This is a genomic window from Geodermatophilus africanus (assembly GCF_900107105.1).
Lineage (GTDB): Bacteria > Actinomycetota > Actinomycetes > Mycobacteriales > Geodermatophilaceae > Geodermatophilus > Geodermatophilus africanus.
In genome coordinates this window covers 1-18,298 of sequence record NZ_FNOT01000012.1, presented here as the reverse complement: position 1 = coordinate 18,298, position 18,298 = coordinate 1, and the positions used below count along the sequence as shown (strand labels likewise).

23 protein-coding genes, 1 tRNA gene and 2 pseudogenes are annotated in these 18,298 nt (G+C 73.5%); 4 read left to right on the top strand and 22 right to left on the bottom strand.

Annotated features, from left to right (window positions below):
* Positions 1-244: 244 nt before the first annotated feature.
* The 6 genes from BLW63_RS18840 to BLW63_RS28640 form a co-directional block, all read right to left on the bottom strand.
* Positions 245-976 carry a GAF and ANTAR domain-containing protein gene (locus BLW63_RS18840; RefSeq protein ID WP_211517180.1) on the bottom strand — a complete coding sequence of 244 codons (732 nt, stop codon included), beginning with the start codon at positions 974-976 and terminating at the stop codon, positions 245-247.
* Between the two features lie 64 nt (positions 977-1,040).
* Positions 1,041-1,745 carry a GAF and ANTAR domain-containing protein gene (locus BLW63_RS28645; protein WP_170856858.1) on the bottom strand — a complete coding sequence of 235 codons (705 nt, stop codon included), beginning with the start codon at positions 1,743-1,745 and terminating at the stop codon, positions 1,041-1,043.
* Between the two features lie 108 nt (positions 1,746-1,853).
* Positions 1,854-2,837, bottom strand: coding sequence for an ATP-binding protein (locus BLW63_RS18830; RefSeq protein WP_091159669.1), 984 nt, complete (start codon positions 2,835-2,837; stop codon positions 1,854-1,856).
* Positions 2,838-3,311: 474 nt separating this feature from the next.
* On the bottom strand, positions 3,312-4,001 hold the full coding sequence (locus BLW63_RS18825) for an ANTAR domain-containing protein (RefSeq protein WP_170856868.1): 690 nt from the start codon (positions 3,999-4,001) through the stop codon (positions 3,312-3,314).
* A 299-nt stretch (positions 4,002-4,300) separates the two neighbouring features.
* Positions 4,301-4,498: a ferredoxin reductase domain-containing protein gene (locus BLW63_RS18820; protein WP_244522667.1), complete on the bottom strand. Its 198-nt coding sequence runs from the start codon at positions 4,496-4,498 to the stop codon at positions 4,301-4,303.
* Positions 4,499-4,659: 161 nt separating this feature from the next.
* On the bottom strand, positions 4,660-5,997 hold the full coding sequence (locus tag BLW63_RS28640) for a methyl-accepting chemotaxis protein (RefSeq protein WP_091159665.1): 1,338 nt from the start codon (positions 5,995-5,997) through the stop codon (positions 4,660-4,662).
* A 158-nt stretch (positions 5,998-6,155) separates the two neighbouring features.
* On the opposite strand from BLW63_RS28640, the gene BLW63_RS18810 reads away from it, so the two are divergent.
* Entirely contained in the window at positions 6,156-6,401 is a 246-nt protein-coding gene (locus tag BLW63_RS18810; protein WP_091159662.1) for a hypothetical protein, read from the top strand.
* Between the two features lie 81 nt (positions 6,402-6,482).
* On the opposite strand, the gene BLW63_RS18805 is transcribed toward BLW63_RS18810, so the two are convergent.
* From BLW63_RS18805 to BLW63_RS18790, 4 genes are all read right to left on the bottom strand, one after another.
* On the bottom strand, positions 6,483-6,764 hold the full coding sequence (locus BLW63_RS18805) for a MoaD/ThiS family protein (RefSeq protein ID WP_091159660.1): 282 nt from the start codon (positions 6,762-6,764) through the stop codon (positions 6,483-6,485).
* A gap of 2 nt (positions 6,765-6,766) precedes the next feature.
* On the bottom strand, positions 6,767-7,843 hold the full coding sequence (locus tag BLW63_RS18800; RefSeq protein ID WP_091159657.1) for a WD40/YVTN/BNR-like repeat-containing protein: 1,077 nt from the start codon (positions 7,841-7,843) through the stop codon (positions 6,767-6,769).
* A gap of 68 nt (positions 7,844-7,911) precedes the next feature.
* A complete protein-coding gene (locus BLW63_RS18795; RefSeq protein WP_244522666.1) occupies positions 7,912-8,352 on the bottom strand; it encodes a hypothetical protein in 441 nt (146 codons plus the stop codon).
* 63 nt (positions 8,353-8,415) lie between these two features.
* Positions 8,416-9,591, bottom strand: coding sequence for a L,D-transpeptidase (locus tag BLW63_RS18790; protein ID WP_091159655.1), 1,176 nt, complete (start codon positions 9,589-9,591; stop codon positions 8,416-8,418).
* 177 nt (positions 9,592-9,768) lie between these two features.
* Here BLW63_RS18790 and BLW63_RS18785 point away from each other — a divergent pair.
* A tRNA-Lys gene (locus tag BLW63_RS18785) sits at positions 9,769-9,841 on the top strand.
* Positions 9,842-10,463: 622 nt separating this feature from the next.
* On the opposite strand, the gene BLW63_RS26975 is transcribed toward BLW63_RS18785, so the two are convergent.
* The 9 genes from BLW63_RS26975 to BLW63_RS18740 form a co-directional block, all read right to left on the bottom strand.
* Positions 10,464-10,640 carry a hypothetical protein gene (locus BLW63_RS26975; RefSeq protein WP_170856857.1) on the bottom strand — a complete coding sequence of 59 codons (177 nt, stop codon included), beginning with the start codon at positions 10,638-10,640 and terminating at the stop codon, positions 10,464-10,466.
* Between the two features lie 29 nt (positions 10,641-10,669).
* The gene (locus tag BLW63_RS18780) at positions 10,670-10,891 is read right to left on the bottom strand and encodes a hypothetical protein (RefSeq protein WP_091159652.1); all 222 of its coding nucleotides are present in this window, start codon (positions 10,889-10,891) and stop codon (positions 10,670-10,672) included.
* Positions 10,892-11,164: 273 nt separating this feature from the next.
* Entirely contained in the window at positions 11,165-11,614 is a 450-nt protein-coding gene (locus tag BLW63_RS18775; RefSeq protein WP_091159935.1) for a PGPGW domain-containing protein, read from the bottom strand.
* 247 nt (positions 11,615-11,861) lie between these two features.
* Complete coding sequence (amaP, locus tag BLW63_RS18770) at positions 11,862-12,434, bottom strand: alkaline shock response membrane anchor protein AmaP (RefSeq protein ID WP_091159650.1); 573 nt, start codon at positions 12,432-12,434, stop codon at positions 11,862-11,864.
* Positions 12,434-12,961, bottom strand: coding sequence for a DUF6286 domain-containing protein (locus BLW63_RS18765; RefSeq protein WP_091159647.1), 528 nt, complete (start codon positions 12,959-12,961; stop codon positions 12,434-12,436). Before BLW63_RS18765 ends, amaP begins: the two co-directional genes overlap by 1 nt.
* Positions 12,962-12,983: 22 nt before the next feature.
* Complete coding sequence (locus BLW63_RS18760; protein ID WP_091159645.1) at positions 12,984-13,433, bottom strand: Asp23/Gls24 family envelope stress response protein; 450 nt, start codon at positions 13,431-13,433, stop codon at positions 12,984-12,986.
* Positions 13,430-13,615, bottom strand: coding sequence for a hypothetical protein (locus BLW63_RS18755; protein ID WP_091159642.1), 186 nt, complete (start codon positions 13,613-13,615; stop codon positions 13,430-13,432). Before BLW63_RS18755 ends, BLW63_RS18760 begins: the two co-directional genes overlap by 4 nt.
* Positions 13,616-13,932: 317 nt before the next feature.
* Positions 13,933-14,274, bottom strand: a complete 342-nt coding sequence (locus BLW63_RS18745) for a hypothetical protein (protein WP_139263671.1) — start codon at positions 14,272-14,274, stop codon at positions 13,933-13,935.
* On the bottom strand, positions 14,271-14,738 hold the full coding sequence (locus BLW63_RS18740) for an Asp23/Gls24 family envelope stress response protein (RefSeq protein WP_091159640.1): 468 nt from the start codon (positions 14,736-14,738) through the stop codon (positions 14,271-14,273). Before BLW63_RS18740 ends, BLW63_RS18745 begins: the two co-directional genes overlap by 4 nt.
* A gap of 160 nt (positions 14,739-14,898) precedes the next feature.
* Between BLW63_RS18740 and BLW63_RS18735 the strand changes: the two genes are divergently transcribed.
* Entirely contained in the window at positions 14,899-15,471 is a 573-nt protein-coding gene (locus tag BLW63_RS18735) for an RNA polymerase sigma factor (RefSeq protein ID WP_091159637.1), read from the top strand.
* 5 nt (positions 15,472-15,476) lie between these two features.
* The gene (locus BLW63_RS18730; RefSeq protein WP_139263669.1) at positions 15,477-16,115 is read left to right on the top strand and encodes an Asp23/Gls24 family envelope stress response protein; all 639 of its coding nucleotides are present in this window, start codon (positions 15,477-15,479) and stop codon (positions 16,113-16,115) included.
* A gap of 138 nt (positions 16,116-16,253) precedes the next feature.
* Here the strand turns inward: BLW63_RS18730 and BLW63_RS28100 are convergent.
* From BLW63_RS28100 to BLW63_RS18715, 3 genes and pseudogenes are all read right to left on the bottom strand, one after another.
* A pseudogene (locus BLW63_RS28100) lies at positions 16,254-16,688 on the bottom strand (relaxase domain-containing protein); the annotation flags it as partial.
* Positions 16,689-16,699: 11 nt separating this feature from the next.
* Positions 16,700-16,936: pseudogene (locus tag BLW63_RS28095) on the bottom strand (integrase core domain-containing protein); the annotation flags it as partial.
* A gap of 16 nt (positions 16,937-16,952) precedes the next feature.
* Positions 16,953-18,068 (bottom strand): IS110 family RNA-guided transposase, encoded by a 1,116-nt coding sequence (locus tag BLW63_RS18715; RefSeq protein ID WP_091159631.1) that lies wholly within the window; start codon positions 18,066-18,068, stop codon positions 16,953-16,955.
* Positions 18,069-18,298 lie beyond the last annotated feature (230 nt).

Genomic DNA, 18,298 nt, shown 5'->3' with positions numbered 1-18,298 from the left:
CGGCTCGGGACGGGCCGGGGCGGCAGCGGTCTGCTGCCCCTCCGGCGTCCCCACCCCGCCCGGTGTACCCATCTGACGGCCGCCGCGGCGCCCTCCCATCAGCTCGGGCCGCATCCGGCCGATCCATCTGATGTCCTCGGCAGTGAACGCGACGCCACGCAGGACGCCGGCGCGCAGGTGGGGAACCGGTCCTCGCGGACCCCCAGCTACAGCCGCGTGATGGGGATGTTCAGCCTCCTCCGGCTCACGCCAGGTCCATCACCGGCCGGAGGTCGCCGTCGTCCAGCGTGCCGGTCACCACGGCCTCCGCGACGGCCGTCAGCTGCTCACCGGTGCGCCGGGCGTGGGTCCGCAGGCGGGTGAACGCCTCCCCCACGCCGATGCCGGCTCGAGCCGACAGCACCCCTTTGGCCTGCTCGATCACGATCCGGCTGTGCAGCGCGGTCTGCAGCTGCTCGGCCAGGACGACCTGGTCGCGCAGGGCCCGTTCGTGCAACAGGCCGATCGTGGCGACGTCGGCCATGCCCTGAGCGACGGCCAGGTGGTCCTCGCTGAGCGCTCGCCGCTCGACGGTGAACAGGTTCAGCGCGCCGACCACCTGCCGCCGCAGCCGCAGCGGCAGGGCATGGCTGTAGGCGAACCCCTCCCGCAGGGCCGCCTGTGTGAACACCGGCCACCGGCTCCTGACAGCGGCCAGGTCCACGTTCGCGATCACCTGCCCGGTGGCGAAGCAGTCCAGGCAGGGACCCTCGGCCTTCTGCAGCTCGAACAGTTCGAGCAGTCGGGTGGGCTCGTCGGTGTAGGCGACCACCTGGAGGTGGCCGCGCTGATCGTCGAGCATCAACCCGGCGGCGTCGGTGTCGACCAGTTCGACACAGCGCTCGGTGAGGGTCTGCAGGAAGTCGACGACGTCGAAGTCCTCGACCAGGGTGTCGGCGAGTTCGACGAAGACCTCCGCGAGGCGTTGTTCCCGCACCGTCACTCCCTCCCGCCCCGGTCGACCGGGTCCGAACCCGTGTCCGTGCCACCACACCCTGCGGTCAACCAGTGTCGTCATCTTTCCGGAACGACACCGTCCCCGCGAGGACGTCGCTCGCCAGGTTCCCGAGGGGCCGCTCGTCGGCGAAGGCCCGCGCCCGGAGCAGCACCAGGGCCTCGGCCAGGCCGACCCCGGCCTGGACGGAGACCACCCCCGTCGCCTGGTGCACCTCGGCCCGGTCGTCGAGGACCGGGACCGGCATCGACACCGGGTACCCGGCCTGCACGTTCAGCAGGACCAGCGTCGCTGCGTCGGCGAACGACAGGGCCTCGATGAGCTCGTCGGCCGACAGCGGGCCGACCCGGTCCCGGTAGAGGTCGAGCACGCCGACCCGGATGGCGCCCACCTGTAGCGGGAACGCGAAGAGGGCGCGGACGCCGGCCTGCAGCGCGCCGCCGGCGAAGGCCGGCCAGCGCAGCGGCGCGGTCCGGGCGAGGTCCGGCTGCAGTACCGGGCGGCCGCTGTGGGAGGCGTCCACGCACGGCCCTTCGCCGAGGGTGAACTGAAGCTCCTCGAGTTCCATCGCCGCGCCGTCGGTCGCGGCGATGATCCCCGCCGGTCCCTGATCGGTCATCAGCGCCATGCCCACCCCGCTGACCGACAGGGAGCGGACGCACGCAGCGGCCAGGCTGGCCGGCAGGCCGGTGCCCTCGGGGGACTCGGCCCAGGCCGCCCGGAGGATCTCGGCCACCCGTCTCGACGCCACGTCCCCTCCTTGCCCGCGGTGCCAGGCCAGCTTGGCGATCAGCATGCCCGTCCGCGAGAGGGCCGGTGCGGCCCGGCCGCCTCGCCCCGGCCGACCGCTGGCAGCGGGTCAGCCGGGGGACCTCGTTCGGTTGCGGAGGACTGCCGTCGTGCCCCGTGACCCGACGGTGAGCGTGGCGTCGGCCAGAGCGCCCATCATCTGCAGACCACGGCCGCGGTGGCCCGCGGCTGTGGGTGTGCGCCAGCGACCGTGGTCCTGGATGACGATGCGGACCGAGTTCTCACCGACCTCCGTGAGGACGTCGAAGAAGGGCAGGGTGGAGAACTGGGCGTGCTCGACGGCGTTGGCGGCGGCCTCTGATGCGGCCAGGACGAGGTCGTCGAGCTCGGTCTCGGGGAGACCGGTCATGTCGAGGAAGGGGTGCAGCTCCAGGCGCATCGCCCGGATCGACGCGGGGACCGCCAGCCAGCGCCAGTGCCGGCGGTGCCACCACGGTGGTCCGGGCGAGGAGATCCATACCGGCGGCCAGGGCCCGGAGGAGGTCGCCGGGTAGGCGGCGGGTCCGTCGTTCCCGGTGCGGACGTCGAGCCCGGGGAGGACGGGGAGAGCGTCGGCCCCGGAGTCCACGAGGAGGGATCCGGGTGACGCGCCGTCCGCACGCCGATGGCCGTCGGTGGCCACCACCGGCGCGCCAGGACCGGCCGTGGTGTGCACGGGAGCCGCGGCCGTGCCTCGGTCGGCATGGTGGTGCGGCATCACCGGGGCGCCGTCGTCCAGGTCGGCGTAGTACCGGTCGAGCTCCTCCCCCGGCTGCAGGTGGAGGTGGCCGGCTGGCCCGTTGGCGCGGGGAGCGCCGCAGACGTCAGCCGCCGTGTAGGGCACCTGAACGCACCCGCCCAGGAGTTGCGCCCGGGCGAGCGGGACGGCGACCTCGATCCCGCCGCACAGATGGCAGTCGACGATCGCCCACGTCGGCTGGCTCGTCTGCGCACCCAGGACCACGTCCACGATGCGGCCCACCGGGTGGCCTGCGGGGTCGATGACCTGTCCTCCGTGGTGCAGGACGGCACGGATCTGCTGCCGAGTGATCACGCCGTCCTCACGCCGGACGCTGCTCCGCTGCGACGGTCGGCGCGGTGGGTGTCGAGCAGCCGCAATGCGTCCGGATGCCGGCGCGGGGGCCGCCACGGGCTGCCACCATCCCGTGGCGGCGACGAGCGACCCCGGTGTCGGAGGACCGGTGGACCCGCCTCGCCGCGAGCAGGGGCGAGGTCGACGGAGGCGCGCACGGAGTTCTCCCCAGGAAACCGGTGAGGTCGCCGGGTCCGGGGCCACCCGCGAGCGGCTGCGCCGCTCCCAGCGTCCGACACTACGCGCTCGGGGCCCCTCCCGACAGCGGTCATCACGGTGGGTACGGACCGGACGACTGGGGACGGACGACCGGACCGGTCCTCACGAGGCGGCCCCGCCGCCCCTGGTCTGGAGCGGCGGGGCCTGACCGCCACGACCCCCCGGGAGGTCCTGGCGGCTGCTGACGGGCCCCGCAGCTCGGAGCCGGTGAGGCGGCTATGCGCTGCTGCTGGGCGGGAGGCCGACGCTGGGGTACTGGCCGGTGTGCACCAGGTCCTCGGCGACGGCGCGCACCTTCCGGTTGCTGTTCATCGAGGTTCGGGCCAGCAGCTGGAACGCCCGGTCAGCGGTCAGCTTGTACCGCTCCATGAGGATGCCCTTCGCCTGGTCGATGACCGCTCGGGACTCCAGCGCCTTCTGCAGGTTGTCTGCCGTGTCCCGGGCGCTCCGGTAGGCGTACAGGTTGCCGGTGGCGACCGCGGCGTACGGGCCGAACCGGGTGGCCACCGACCTGCTGTCGGCGTCGAAGGCGTCCGGACGGCGGGCGTAGATGTTCAGCGCGCCGCTGACCTGCTCGTCGGAGTCGATGGACAGGGGGATCGACAGGGAGCTGAGGTTGCCGCGCTCGACGGCGCGCGCCAGGTAGTCGGTCCACCGGTCGTCGGTGCGGGTGTCGGCGATCTCCGTCAGCTCGCCGGTGCGGGCGGCGTGCAGGCAGGGACCGTCCCCCCGGTCGTACTGCCTCTCGTCCAGGTCGGTGGCGAGCTGGCCGGTGGAGACGACCGTGGTGGGCTCGTCCTCGACCAGCAGCAGGACCGACGCCTCGGGCTGGCCGGGCATCACCGCCTTGGTCAGGTCGGCCACGGTCTGCAGCAGGCTCTCCATCGACAGCTCGCGCAGCGACATCCGCCCCAGGCGCTCGAGTGCCTCGACGGGGTCTGCGGGTCGCGGGTTGTCGCTGTCGGCCACGGCGGGCCCTCCGGTCTCATCACACCGGGGGTTGGTGACCTCGGTAGCGGCCCCTCATCGGTCCGCGTTGGGCACGCCGCTGTCTGACGCACAATCGACGCGCGGTCATCCCCCGGCGCCTGAGTGGACCGTACGCGCCTTTCGACGGCCGGCGCCATGAACGTGTCACCCGCAGCCCCGATCACAGCCGATCACAGGGATGCCACGTACCGTCCGCTGGCAGCCAGTGAGGTGCATCAGCCGCTCCGCAGGTCAGGCCTCACCGGCACGGCAGGGTCGGGCCCTAACACCTCGTACTGGATGTCCCTCGGCGCGACCCCACGGTCGATCAGGGCGCTGCGCACCGCCTGCATGAAGGGCAGCGGACCGCACAGGTGGTAGGCCGCCCCGCCGGGCAGGTCGATCGCGCCGACGTCCATCGTCCGGGCGTGCACGCCGTCGACCGGCAGCGCCGGGCTCGATCGGACAACACGAAGCACTCCCCTGGTGTCGCACCCGCAACGGCCCTTGCATTGCTCGGCCGCCCGCCGCCCATCCCGCGCCCGCCCGGACAGCCGCGCCCGCCGGGGTCCGTCCCGGCGCGGGGTCCGGCAGCTCAGTGCTCGTCGGCGACGATCCGGTGCAGGTCGGCGGCCATGCGCGCGGCCTCGAGCGAGGCGCCGGCGATGGCCTCCTGCGCCTGGGCGGTGGCCGCGCTCTGCTCCACGACGGCGGCGGCGATGGTGCTCTGCGCGTCGACGACGCCGCGGATGACGTCCTCGACGCTGCCCAGCGCGGTCCCGGCCGTGTCGACCTCGTGCCGGACGGCGTCGACGACGGTGCGGATCCGCTCCGTCGCCCGGGCGGTCTCCAGCGCGAGGTCCTTGACCTCCCCCGCGACGACGGCGAAGCCCTTGCCCGCCTCGCCGGCGCGGGCCGACTCGATGGTGGCGTTGAGCGCGAGCAGGTTGGTCTGGTCGGCGATCGCGGAGATGCTGCCGGCGATCTGGTCGATCTCGGCCATCGTCCCGGCCAGCCGGTCGACGGTCGCCGCGCCGGTGCGCGACCGCGCGCTCGCCTCTCGGGCGGTGGTGCTCGCCCCGCTGGCCGCGGCGGCGATCTCGGCGATCGCCGAGCGCAGCCCCTCCATCACCTCGGTGGCGGTGGCGACGTTGCCGTCCAGACGGCGCCCGGCGTCCACGAGCCCGGAGATCCGCTCTCCGAGCCGCAGCGCGCGCTCCTCGGCCACCTGCGCCTGCCGGGCGGCCTCGTCGGCGGCGCGCGCCCGCTCCTCGGCCAGCTCGACCTCCGCGCGGGCCTGGGCGACCTGCTGCTCCTCCGCCCGCCGCTGCTGCGCCCGCCGCCCGGCCTCGGCCTGCTCGGCGAACCGCCACCCGTAGGTCAGGAAGGTCGCCTCGACCAGGAGGAACGCCGCGTGCAGGGCGGCGAAGAGCAGCGGGTGCTCGTGCGCCTGGTGGGTGGTGGACACCGAGGTCGGCAGCCAGATGCCGGTGACGGTGTGGTGCACGGCGACGAAGGCGACGGCCAGCAGGAACGGCGTCCACAGCTGGTACAGCGCGACCAGCGCCAGCAGCACGTAGAACCAGATGTGCAGGTCGGTGAGGCCGCCGCCGACGTGCAGCAGCACGTCGGCGCCGATCATCAGCCCCAGGCTCACGGCAGCGGCCCGGGCGCCCTGGCCGCGCAGCACCAGGCCGAGCACCGTCAGGACGACGATCACGGCGAGCTGGCCCCACAGCAGCCACCCGCCCACGCCGCGGGCCAGGCCGATGAGCACCAGCGCGGGCACGTGGGCGGCGAGCACCCCGGTGGTCACGCGGTGGCGGGCGGCGAAGCTGCGGGCGTCGAGCTGGGCACCGCGGGGGACGGCCGCCCAGACCCCGCTGCGGACGTCGTCGTCGAGGTGCGTCGTGGGCGGCTCCGTGGTGGTCACGACGCCTCTTCGGTCCCTGACCGGGTGGTCTTGAGTCGAACCGGTCCCGGATCCGGGAGCCGTACCCGTGTGACGGCAGCGACCCGTGGGACGGGTGCACCGGACACGCGGTCCCCGGGTGCTGGCCCGACCCGGCCCCCGCTGGCGACGCTGGGGCCATGACTCTCGCCTACTCCTACGGGACCGCTCACGCCGTCGTGATGGTCGGCTCGGTGGGCAGCGCGGAGGGCCTCGTCCCGCGGCAGATCGGGCCGGCGCACGCGACCATCGGCAAGGTCAACGGCCGCAGCCGCAAGGCGCTGTGCGGCGCCTACGTCGCGGTGGACGAGCAGACCGTGTGGCCGCCGGCGGAGCACGACGACTCGCAGCTGTGCGCGGAGTGCGCAGCGCTCGCCGTCCTCTGACCCAGCGACCCCGTTCGCCCCCGCGGGGGGCTCCGCTCCTCGCTCGCCGGCGCTCGCTGACGGGCTCCCGCCCCTGTCCGCTCACCCGCCGGCCACCGACGGCAGCACCTGGACCACGGCTCCGTCGGCCACCGGCGCCCCCAGCCCGCCGGTGTACCGGACGTCGTCGCCGTCCACGTAGACGTTCACGAAGCGCCGCAGCGCGCCGGCCTCGTCCCGGATCCGCCGCTCCAGCAACGGGTGGACGGCGGCCAGCGAGTCCAGCAGCTCGGCCAGCGTGCCGCCGCCGGGGTCGACCTGCAGGTGCCGCGTGCCGCCGGCGAGGTCGGCCAGCACGCCGGGCAGCACCACCTCGACGCTCACCGTCAGATCCGCGCGGCGCGGACGACGAGCACGTCGGGCAGGTGGTCGGCGACCTGGGTGAACGTGTCGCCCTCGTCGGCGCTGGCGTAGACGCAGCCGTCGCGGGTGCCGACGTAGAGCCCGGTCGGGTCGCCCGCGTCGGCGCAGAGGGCGTCGCGCACCACGGCCGCCCAGCAACCGTCGGGCAGTCCCGCCCCGAGCTCGGTCCAGGTTCCCCCGGCGTCCCGGGTGCGGTGCACGCGCAGCCGGCCCGCCGGCGGCACCCGCTGCACGTCCGCGACCAGCGGCACCACCCAGGCGGTGCCCGGGGTGGACGGCGAGGCGACGACCGGGAAGCCGAAGTCGGCGGGCAGCCCCTCGGCGATCGACGTCCAGGTGCCGCCGGCGTCGTCGGTGCGGAAGACGCCGAAGTGGTTCTGCGCGTACATCCGGTCCGGCCCGGCCGCGTCGACGGCGACCTTGTGCACGCACTGGCCGTACTCGGGCGGCTCGGGCAGGAAGACGGCGCTGATGCCGGAGTTGCGGGGTGCCCAGCCGGTCCGGCCGTCTCCGCTGACGTAGACGCCGCCGGTGCTCATCGCCACGGTGACCCGGTCCGAGGCGGGGTCGGGCAGCACGGTGTGCACCGCCCCTCCCCCGGCACCGGGCTCCCAGGTCGGCCGGTGCGGGTGGTCCCACAGCCCGCGGACGAGATCGAAGCTGCAGCCGCCGTCGGTGCTGCGCCACAGCGAGTGCGGCTCGCAGCCGGCCCAGACGACGCCGGGCCGGTCGGCGGCGTCCGGGCGCAGCTGCCAGACCCGGGCGAGCGCCGCGCCGGTGTCCTCCGGAAAGCGGATGGCGCCGGTCTCGGTCTCCTGCCAGCTGGCGCCGAGGTCGTCCGACCGCATCACGGTCGGGCCCCAGTGGCCGTACTGGATGCCGGCGAGCACACGCGGCACCGGGTCGCGGGTGTCGATCGAGACGGCCGCGACCTCCTGGGCGAGCAGGTGCGGCTCGCCGAGCGTCCAGGTGCGGCGGTCGTCGTCACTGCGGGCCAGCCACAGGCCCTTCCGCGTGCCGATGGCGAGCAGGTCGGTCATGGCGCCCCTCCGGGTCGGCGGGGCGTCGGTCGGCCCCTCGGACGTCAGACCGTCCGAGGAGCCGGAACTCACCGGCGGGTGGCGCCGCCCGCGGGCCGGTCGGGACCGGCCGGCCCCGCGGGCTGGTCGGGACCGGCCGGGCCGGCGGAGCGGTCGCGGTGGCCGTCGGCGAGACCGGGCGCGAGCTTCTCGGCCTTGGCGCGCAGCTGCTCGGCTGCCGAGGCGTGCTCGCCCGCCCGGGCCGCACGCTCCTGCGCCTCCTGCTCGGCCAGCCGGGTCCGCTCCTCGACCTCGGCCCGCTCGCGCCGGGCGCGGGCCGCCTGCTCCTCGGCGGCTGCCTGCTCCTTCTCGGCCTGCGCCCTGCGCAGCTCTGCCTCGCGCAGGTGGTCGCGGGCCTGCTCCCGCTTGCGGGCGCCGTTGATGCGGTTGCGCTTGGCCATGGCCAGGGCCAGCGCGGCCAGCAGCGCCACCACGACGACGACGATCAGCACGATCACCCAGGTGTCCACGGCACTCTCCTCGCGCTCGGGGGACGAGGTGATCATTCCCCAGGGCTGGCGCAGGGAAACGGCTCAGGTCAGCGCGCTGCCGGCCCGCCACTCCTCCCACGGGAGGGTCCAGTCGTCGACGGGCGAGCGCAGCGTGCCGGCATCGGAACCGCGGATCTCCACGACGTCGCCGGGCTGCGAGAAGTCGAAGAACCAGCGGGCGTTCTCGGTGGAGAGGTTGATGCAGCCGTGCGAGACGTTCTCCCGTCCCTGCTGCGGCACCGACCACGGCGCCGCGTGCACGAACTCGCCGCTGTCGGAGATGCGCACGGCGTACTCGACCGGCGTGCGGTAGCCGTCGGGGCTGTCGACCGGGACGCCGTAGGTGCTGGAGTCCATGACCCGGTGACGGTTCAGCTCGGTGACCACGTGCGCGCCGTTGTAGCTCGGGGTGTCCGGGCTGCCGGCGCTGATCGGGAAGGTCTGCACCAGCTGGTCGCCGTCGTAGACCTCCATCTGGTGGGTGTCCGCGTCGGCGATCGACACGTGCCGCGCCCCGATGGAGAAGAAGATCGTGCGGTCGGTCTCGCCCCACACGCCGTTGCCGAGGTCGACGCCGTAGAGCTCGGCGTCGAGGGTGACGTCGGTGTCGGCCGGCCAGTACTCCGATGGCCGGAAGTGCACCTCGGTGTCGCTGAACCAGTTCCAGACGCCGTCGGTCGGGGTCGAGCTGGTCACCCGGAGGCTGCGCTCGACGGCGGCCCTGTCGACGACCGGCTCGTCGAAGTAGACGCGGATCGGCATGCCGACGCCGACCGTCTGGCCGTCGAGCGGGCCGATGGCCGGCGTCAACTGCGCCCGCGGGGTGACCGTGGTGAAGGTGGTCGCGGCCTCGGCGGTCTCCGCGCCCTCCCCCGCGGCGGTGGCGGTCAGCGTGTAGCGGGCGCCGTAGTCGAGCGGGGTCTCCGGCGTCCAGACGTCGACGGCGGGGTCCTCGGCCGAGTCGGCCACCGAGCCCGGCACCTCGGCCCCGGCGCCGTCGACGACGCTCACGTCGGTCAGCCCGCCGTCCGTGACGGAGATCTCCAGTGGGATCCGCGGTGAGACATCGACCGCGCCGTCGGCCGGTGAGACCTGCACCGCGACAAGGCGCGCCTCGGCGGTGGTCGGCGCCGCCGCGACCGCGTCGTCACCGCCACCCTGGCAGCCGGCCAGCAGGACCAGCGCCGTCGCCGTGACTAGCGCAGACGTCCTCCGCATCGCAATGTCCTCCGCGTCCTAGGCAGCCGTCATCCCGCGACGACCGGTTGCACGACCCACCAGTGTCCACGTCGCTGTCGCGACAGGAGCGGCCGTGCAGCTGCGGGACCACCTCGCCGGCCGACCGGAGGGCGCTGGTATCGTTCTCGGCTGTCGCCCGGCGCAACCGGAAGACACGCGCCATTAGCTCAATTGGCAGAGCAGCTGACTCTTAATCAGCGGGTTCGGGGTTCGAGTCCCTGATGGCGCACCCACTCCCCACGTACCCACCGTTTGACCTGCGATTACAGGCTTCCTGGGCATGCCGACTGGCTACGACCGTCGCGCCAGGCCATGGAAAACCCATGGAGAACTCTGCCTCCTCAGCGGCGCACCCCGAGACCCTCGGACGCGCAACCTGTGAGGACCAGCGCTCCTGCAACCGCTTCGGGAGCTGTGACCGTGGCCACCCTCTGCCGCTCCCCGCCCGCATCAGGATGCCGGGGGCCTGGGACTCGCCGCTGAGCGAGGCTGGACAGTTGTGCGGCGGTCAATCGGCACCCCGCGGTGCCTTCGAACTCGACGAGTCGGTCGTCGATCCATCCCACGGCATCGGTCCGTCCGCAGCCCGGGCAGACCTCCCAGGTCACCCAATCACTCATCGGTTCCCCCACCACCACGACCAACGGTCGCCGGCAGTGGGGAGGGCCCCAGCCCACTTCTCGAGCCGAGGCCCCTGCCAGCCAGCGTCACCCCCGGGCTGGCGAGCCGGGGTTGCCCCTGCCTGGAGCGCATGAACACCTGAAGCACGACTGTCGACGACTGCGGGGGGCAGCCCGACAGTCACCCACTCGAGGATGCGGCCCCGAGCAGCGTGGCATCGCGGGTGGCGGCTACGTCGCCCGCTCGAGGATCTCGTCATCCCAGGGGCTCGGCGACGTGCTCCAGACCAGCGACGCGGCGTGCTCGCGACCGTCGGGCAGCGTCACCCGCAGCAGCCCCTGGTGCATGTCCTCGGCCGGCCCGTGCCCCACGGGCCCGGTGCAGCGCACCCGCCGGCCGGGAGCCACGGTGACATGCGCGGGACATCGGTCGGCGCTCACGGCGACCCGTGAGACGCGTCCGCCTCCACGGTGGCCGTCCACTCGAACCAGGCCCGGCCGCGGAGGTCGGGGACCTCCACGGGGCCCTTCACCATGAGGGTGGACCAGTCAGGGGCGGCACCGTCGGCTCGGGCCATGATGCGCAGCCGCCCGCGGAGCCCGGCCGTCGCTCGCGCCGTGTCGGAGTACGGCAGCGCCGCTGCCGCTCGGTATCTCACGGCTGAGAGGCTTCTCCAGGCCGATGACGCGTTGGTCACGGCGTGTCACTCGGCCGAGTCACCGACCGTGTCCGACCACCCCTCCGGGCTACACACCGGGCGTGACCGCCGCGCCATCCGCCCTCCTCGATGAACGCTCCACCGCCGCCGGGCTGCCGGTGAGCCCCCAGGTCGTCGCCGCGGGCCGATCGGCGGCTCAAGGTCGGGCACGCCGTCGAGCAGGTGGCGACCGGGTTGCTCGCCGCCGTCCCCCACCGGGTTGAGTGGCGGTGCTCAGTCGCCGTGTGACGCGGCCCGGTAGGCGCCGGCTGTGCCCCGCGCACCTGCCGGGCGGTGCGCCCGGGCCTGCTCCAGCTTCTCCTGACGACGTGCGAAGACGACCGTCCCGACCAGGAAGAGTCCGGACAAGATGAGCACCACTGCGGTGAACGCATTGACGAACGGCAGGTCCACCCCGGCCAGGGCGAGCACGCCGAGCGCGACCAGCACCAGCGCGGCCAGCACCGCCCCGGCGGCACGCCAAAGGCTCTGGGCGACCTCCTCGACGCCCTGCTGCGCCTTGTCCTTGGCATAGTCCAGCGGCTTCTTCGCCCAGGAGAACCGCGTGGCCAGCACCGCCAGACCGACAGCGACCAACACGAAGCCGGGGCCGGGCAGCACGAGCAGCGCGATCCCGGCGAGGGTCAGCAAGCCGCCGAGGACGGCGACCACAGCGGTCTTCACCACTGGGTGGTGCCCCACTCACCGAGCTGTCATGCGGCATCGGCCAGGCCACGTGTCGGGGACCGCCCGCAGCGTCAGCGGCGTGCCCCAGCCGGGACGGGGCTGCAGCGGACTCGACGAGGCCCTGCGCGGGGTGCCCGTGCCGGTGCCTGCACCCTCGGCCACCCCACGGGAACAGGGGCACACCCGCCACCGCTGGCCGTCCGCGGCCCAGCGGGCACGACCGCACGGACGTTGGGAGACGTCGTCAGAGGACGCCGCGGCCGGCGGAGCGGGTCCTGCCGGGGCGCAGTTCGATGTCGACGGGGAGGTCCGGGTCGTCGATGGCCTGGCGTGCGTGGCCCACGACCCGGTCCTCCAGGAGATGCCGGATCTCGGCGATGTCGGCGTAGTCGGTCAGGTCGACGGCCAGGGTCAGCCGTTGACCACGTCGGTCCAGCAGGTGGGCCGAGGCGCCGGAGACGCCGCGCAGGCTCTCGACCTCGGCCTCGACCGCGTCGGTCAGCGCGCTGGTGTGGACGGTGGTCCGGCCGTCCCGGTCGTCGGTGGTGAGGTCGAGGCGGCTGACCCGGTCGGTCTGCAGCTGGGCCAGCAGCCACCGCAGGCCGAGCAGGGCCAGGAGCAGGCAGACCGCGGCGACGGCCCACCAGAACCAGGACTGGTCCTTCGCGTAGTCCCGCATCGGCTGCGGGATGACCGGCTGCCGGCTGTTGCCGAAGGCACCGAAGCTGACCGCGAGGCCGAGCCCGCCTGCGGCGAGCAGCACGAGGCCGAGCAGGGCGGCGACGGTGCGGTTGACCGCGTTGACGCGTGAGCTCATCACGACCCCTTCCGGGAGACGGAGACCTTGGGACGCAGGACGCCGGTGAGGCCGAGCTGCTCCAGCCGCTCGGTCACCGCGGCAGTGACCGGCTCCCGCAGGTCCCCGGTGGAGCGCAGCGCGGTCGACGCCGTGACCCGCACGGCCCGGCGTCCGGCCTTGGCACTGACGGAGCGCACTCCGTCGGTACGTCGTGCGGCTGTGGCCACCGACCGCTCGATGCCGCGGCGTGACGCGCTGACGCGGACGCCCTCGGCGCGGGCGGGCAGTCTCAGCGAGCCGGGCTTGCCCCGGCGCAGTGCGATCGTGAGCAGGACCAGGCCCAGGATCGCGAGCCCGATGAGGATGGCGCGGATGATGCCGTCGGTGAACGTCTGCCCGGCCGCCCAGCTGCTCCACTGTTCGTGGGGAACGAGCCAGGCGGGGCGGTCCAGGGCGGCCAGGATGATCTCGACGATGGCCAGCAGCCCGCCGAGGAACAGCGCGAGCGCCAGCAGGGTGGCGAGAACTCGGTTCACGACGTGCATGTGCGCTTCCTCTCTCGCCCGGTCACTGCACGCGGCGGCGTCGGGCCGCCGGCGCGATCATGCTGACCACGTCGATGTCGATGTGGGCCACGCGTACGCCGGTGATGCGTTCGACGTCCTCGCGGACCTGCTGGCGCAGCCGCGCGGTCACGGCGCGGACGGAGGCGGGCCAGCCGACGGCGATCGTGGCGTCGACCGTGGCGGTGTGTCCGTCGACGCGAGCGTCCACGGAGGCCTCCTCGTCGGCGCGAGCGCCTCCGACACGAACCCCCAGCAGCCGGCGGGGGGCGGCGCTGACGTCCTCGACCCGCGTCACGGCGTATCCGGCGACGCGCTCGACGACCCGGTCGGCGATGGTCAGGCTGCCCCGCTCCGCGGGGTCACCCAGCTGTGGGTAGGCACTGCCGACCTCGGCGGCGAGCGGTGCGCCGATCGGTGCGTCGTCGGGTGCCCTGGTGACGGCGGTGCTCACCGGGAGCCGCGGCCGCCGCCGCCGAGGTAGGGGGTGAGGTCGAGCTGACCGGAGACGACCTTGCCGATCACGAACCCGATCACACCGAGCACGGCGGTACCGACGAAGGCGTCGAAGCCTCCGATGACCCAGGCCAGGCCGAGCAGCAGGCCGCTGAACAAGCCGACGACGGTGGGGGGCATGAGTTCCTCCAGAACAGAACGGGACGGGAAGCAGAAGCGCTAGGTCAGATCACGCGTGGGGGTTCCCGGCGCCGACGCCGCCGGTGCGCCCACCAGGCGGCGACACGGGCGAGCCCACGCGGCCGGCGGACGAAGCGCACCTCGTCCCCGGGAGCCGGTGGGGCCGTCCTCCGACCGGTCTCCAGCTCCGCCAGGACGCGGATGAACGCCTCCGGGTCACCCCCGAGGTCCGGGTGGTGGGCCCGGAGGAGGGCACGGCGCCGGCGGCGCTCAGCAGGGTGGGGGGACGACGGCAACACGGGCTCCCGGGACGCCGATCAGGCCGGCGGTGTTGCCGGCGACGGCTCGGTCAGGTGCAGGTCGGCGATGTGGACGTCGACCGCCCGGCCGGGCACGAGGGGCGCGACGGCGGCGCGGATCTGCTCGGCCACGACGCCGACCGGGACCTCCTGGACGGCGACGACGGAGACGCGGACACGGTCCTCGTCGACGTGCACGCCCTCGACCATGCGCCCGGGCAGGTAGGTCGCCGTCCGACGGAGTCCCCCACCGTGCAGGGAATTGACGGCCGGGCAGGCCGCGACGGCCGCGGCGATGGCGTCTGCCGTCCCGGCCTCCACCAGCACCTCGGCCGCCGCGACGCTCGGCGGAGTGCTCACCGGACCCGGGGAGACTCCTGCGGGCCCTCGTCGTCGTCGGAGGGCAGGTGGACGTCGTTGACCGAGATGTTCACCTCGGTGACCTGCAGCCCGGTCATCCCCTCGACCGAGGCGATGACGTTCCGCCGAACCGAACGGGCCAGGTCCGCGATCGGGACGCCGTACTCGGTGACCAGGTCCAGGTCCACCGCGGCCTGCTTCTCCCCCACCTCGACCGTGACGCCCTGGCCGATCGCCTGCGAAGCGCCCGGGATCCGCTCGCGCAGTGCGCCGATGGCCCGCGCGGTGCCGCCACCGAGGGCATACACGCCGGCGACCTCCCGTGCCGCGAGACCGGCGATCTTCTGCACCACGTCGTTGGCGATCGTGGTGGTGCCCTGGTTGCTCTGCAGCGCGGACGGGACCGCCTGCGCCACGGCGCTCGACGATGCGCTGCCGCCGGTGTTGCTGGAGGGCTGAGTCACGGTTGAACCTCTTCTCCTGGATGGGGTGACGTGCACAGGTCGTCGACAACGGCGAGGATCACTGCCGTCCGTGCGGACCCACACCTTGTTCGACACGGGGGCAGCGTGAAGGGTTACAGCTAATCTTGGAAAATCTGATCCCGCACAACGCGACCGTGCGGTGAGCCAGGCGGCGGTCAGCGCGGACCGGTCAGCCGACCCCGTGGAGACCCGCTGGGTCGACCTGGCCCGTGCGGGGGATGAGAACGCCTTCGCCGCCCTGGTCCGCCAGTACCAAGACCAGCTCTACCGGGTGGCGGTGCGCATGACCGGGGACCCGCAAGACGCCCAGGACACCGTCCAGGAGGCCTTCCTGCAGGCGTGGCAGCACCTGCCCGGTTTCCACGGCGAGGCCCGGTTCTCCACCTGGATCACCCGCATCCTGATCAACCGCTGCCACAACGCGCACCGCGCCAGCCGCCCCACCGACCCACTACCGGAGGCGGAGGCGGCGGGCATGCCTTCCACGCCGGCCGCCGAGACCCTCGCCGTCGCCGCACACCGCCGCGACGCCGTCCGCCAGGCCCTGCTGTCCCTCCCGATCGACCAACGTGCTCCTCTGGTCCTGAGCACCTTCAGCGGATACACCCACGCCGAGACCGGGCGCATCCTCGGCCTCAGCGAGAGCGCCACCAAGGTCCGGGCCCACCGGGCTCGAAGGGCCCTGGCGACCGCCCTGCAGGAATGGAGGTGACCCCGGTGTCCGGTGACCGTCTCCCCTGCGGGGTGCTCCTCGACGACCTGCTCGCCCAGGTCGCCGAGGGCACTGCCCCGCGCGACGCCGCCCACCAGCGGACCTGCCCGCACTGCCGCGCCGCCCTGGCCGAGCTCGAGGACCTGTGGGCGCCGGTCCGCGAGCTCGCGGCCGAGGACGTGCGAGCCCCGGCCGGGCTGCTGCAGGCGGTGATGGCCCAGATCCGCGACCTGTCCCGGAACAACTGGTCCGCCGTAATGTCCGACCCGACCGGCCAGACACGCATCGCCGCACGGGTCGTCGGCGCCGTCGCCCGCCTGGCCGCCGAGTCCGTGCCGCACGTCACCCTGGCCCTCGGCGGCGGACGAGTGGCGACGCCGACCGGGACCGCGGCCGACCCCGCCCTGGTCGCCGGCACCTCAGGGGAGGCCGCCACCGACATCGGGATCGCCGGCAACCACGTCGTCGTCGACGTCCAGATCGCCGTCGACCTCGGAGCACCCATACAACAGGTCGCCGCCGCGGTCCGCGACCGCATCACACGCCACATCGCCGAACAGACCGGCCTGGTCACAACCCAGGTGAACGTCACTGTCGTCGACGTCCGGCCACCACCGGGCAGGACCCGGATGCCGGGTCGCTGACCACGGCGGCACGGGTGAAGTCGGCCCGCCACTGCCCGCCGGAGTACTCCCCGTCCCGGGGTCCAGTCCTCAGTGATCCCGTCGGTGCGGAGCAGCTGCCGGTCGCCGGCTTCGGGCGCGATCTCGCAGCAGACCGAGTTGACCAGTGAGGTCCTCGGCCAGCTCGGTCCGCGGCGCCGGGTCGGCGATGATCCCGTCGGCGGCGATCAGCTGCTCCACCTCACCGCGGACGTCGGCGGCGTTCCAGGCGGAGCGGCCGGCGGCCAGCCGGGTCAGCACCCGCTCCGCCGCCGCGTCTCGGTTCAACGCGCCGATCGGGGTGGGGATCAGGTCGACGGCTCGGTCGCAATCGCGGTAGCCGAGGGCGGCCAGCTCGCCGAGCCACCGGGTGGTGATGTCCTCGCCAGGCTGCGGGACGACCTTGTCCGGTCGGTCGTCGGCCCACGCCCGAGCATCCCAGGCCCGCCGCAGCGCCGGCCCGGGTCGTTCACCAGGATGCGCCGCGGTCCACGCGAATTCGTAGCGGTCCAGGTTGCGGGCAATCTGCGCCGACCGGGCACTGAACGCCCTGACCCGCCCCGGGTTCAGTGGAGGTTCGGTTCTGTCGGAAGGTCCTCGGTGAGGCCGGCGATCGAACGGTAGTAGGTGTCCTCGCACTCGACGGGCGGAATGTCGCCGCAGGCTGAGTGCAGCCGGCGGTGGTTGAACCAGTCGACGTACTCCAGGGTGGCGAGTTCGACGTCGTCGAGGCCACGCCAGGGGCCGCGGCGGCGGATGAGCTCGGTCTTGTACAGGCCGATGAGGGACTCGGCGGCGACGTTGAAGCTCCTTTAGCTGTCAAGCGGCGCGGAGGTCGGTCGAGTCGGGGTTCGTGACGGGCACTGGGTCGATGTCGGAAGGTGGCAGTCGTCGGTAGATCTCGCGGGCGAGGTAGCGCTTGAGGCAGCGGATGATTTCCCGCTTGGACAGGCCCTCGGCGGTGCGGCGGGTGACGTAGTCGATGGTCGGCTGGTGCCAGCGCATGCGGACGATGACCGCCCGGTAGAGGGCGGCGTTGGCCTGCCGGTTGCCGCCACGGTAGAGGCGGTGGCGGCTGTTGGTGCGCCCGGAGCCGGCGGGGATGGGGCAGGCGCCGCACATCTTGGCGAAGGCGGCTTCGGAGCGCACTCGGTCACTGTTGTCGCCGGCGGTGACGAGCAGCTCGGCGGCGATGTCGAAGCCGACGCCGACCAGCTCGAGCATCCGCGGGGCGGCGGCCTGCGTGAGCTGCTTGAGGTGGCGGCTGTGCGCGGCGATCTCCTCGTGCAGCGCCAGCCACCGGCGGGCCAGTGAGGCCAGCACGTGGCGCATCGCCGCGTCCGGTCCGCGCAGGTCGCCCGCCGGGTCGAGCGCCGCGCAGGCGGCGATGAGCTTGGCGTCGGTGAGCGGTTCCAGGCGGGCGCGCAGCTCCTCCTCGGCGGTGACCAGCGTGGCCTTGAGCGCGATCATGGCGGCGGTGCGGGCCTTGACCGCGGTGTCCCGAGCGATCTTGAGCAACCGCAGCGACTCGCTCTGCCCGTTGGCGGTCTTGGGGACCGCGAGGGTGAGCCCGGCGAGGACCTGGCGGGCGGCGTGTTCGGCGTCGATGAGGTCGCTCTTGCCCGACAGCCGCCGCTCTCCCTTACGCGGAGGCCGGTTGACCTCGTGCACCTGCTGTCCGTGCCGGCGCAGGTAGCGGGCGATCCCCGCCCCGTAGGAGCCGGTGCCCTCCACGCCGAAGCCCACCAGCCGCCCGGCCGGCCCGACGTGCCCGCGGGCGAGAGTCAACACCTGGGCAAATCCGGCCGCGGTGGCCGGCAGCATCAGCTCGGCGAGCCTGCCGCCGTGCCCGTCCAGCAGCACCGCGGCGTGTTCGTCCTTGTGTGTGTCCACGCCGACGACGACATCGTCGGCGCGCAGGGTCATCCTGGTCATGGCCGAGGTCTCCTCACAGATCGCGGTCGCATCCCGCTGGTCGGGCGGGACGGACAGGACTGCGATGGGACCTGCTGCGATCAGGCTCCTATCAGGTCACGGCCGCCCGGCCAGTGGTCCGGGGGTCGCTGCAACGGCGGTCGACACGTCAACGCGAAGGCACCCACAGGGCCGGTCGTAACAGGGGTCAGACCGCCGCCGCAGCGACCCCTTCATGCTCACAGTCGTAG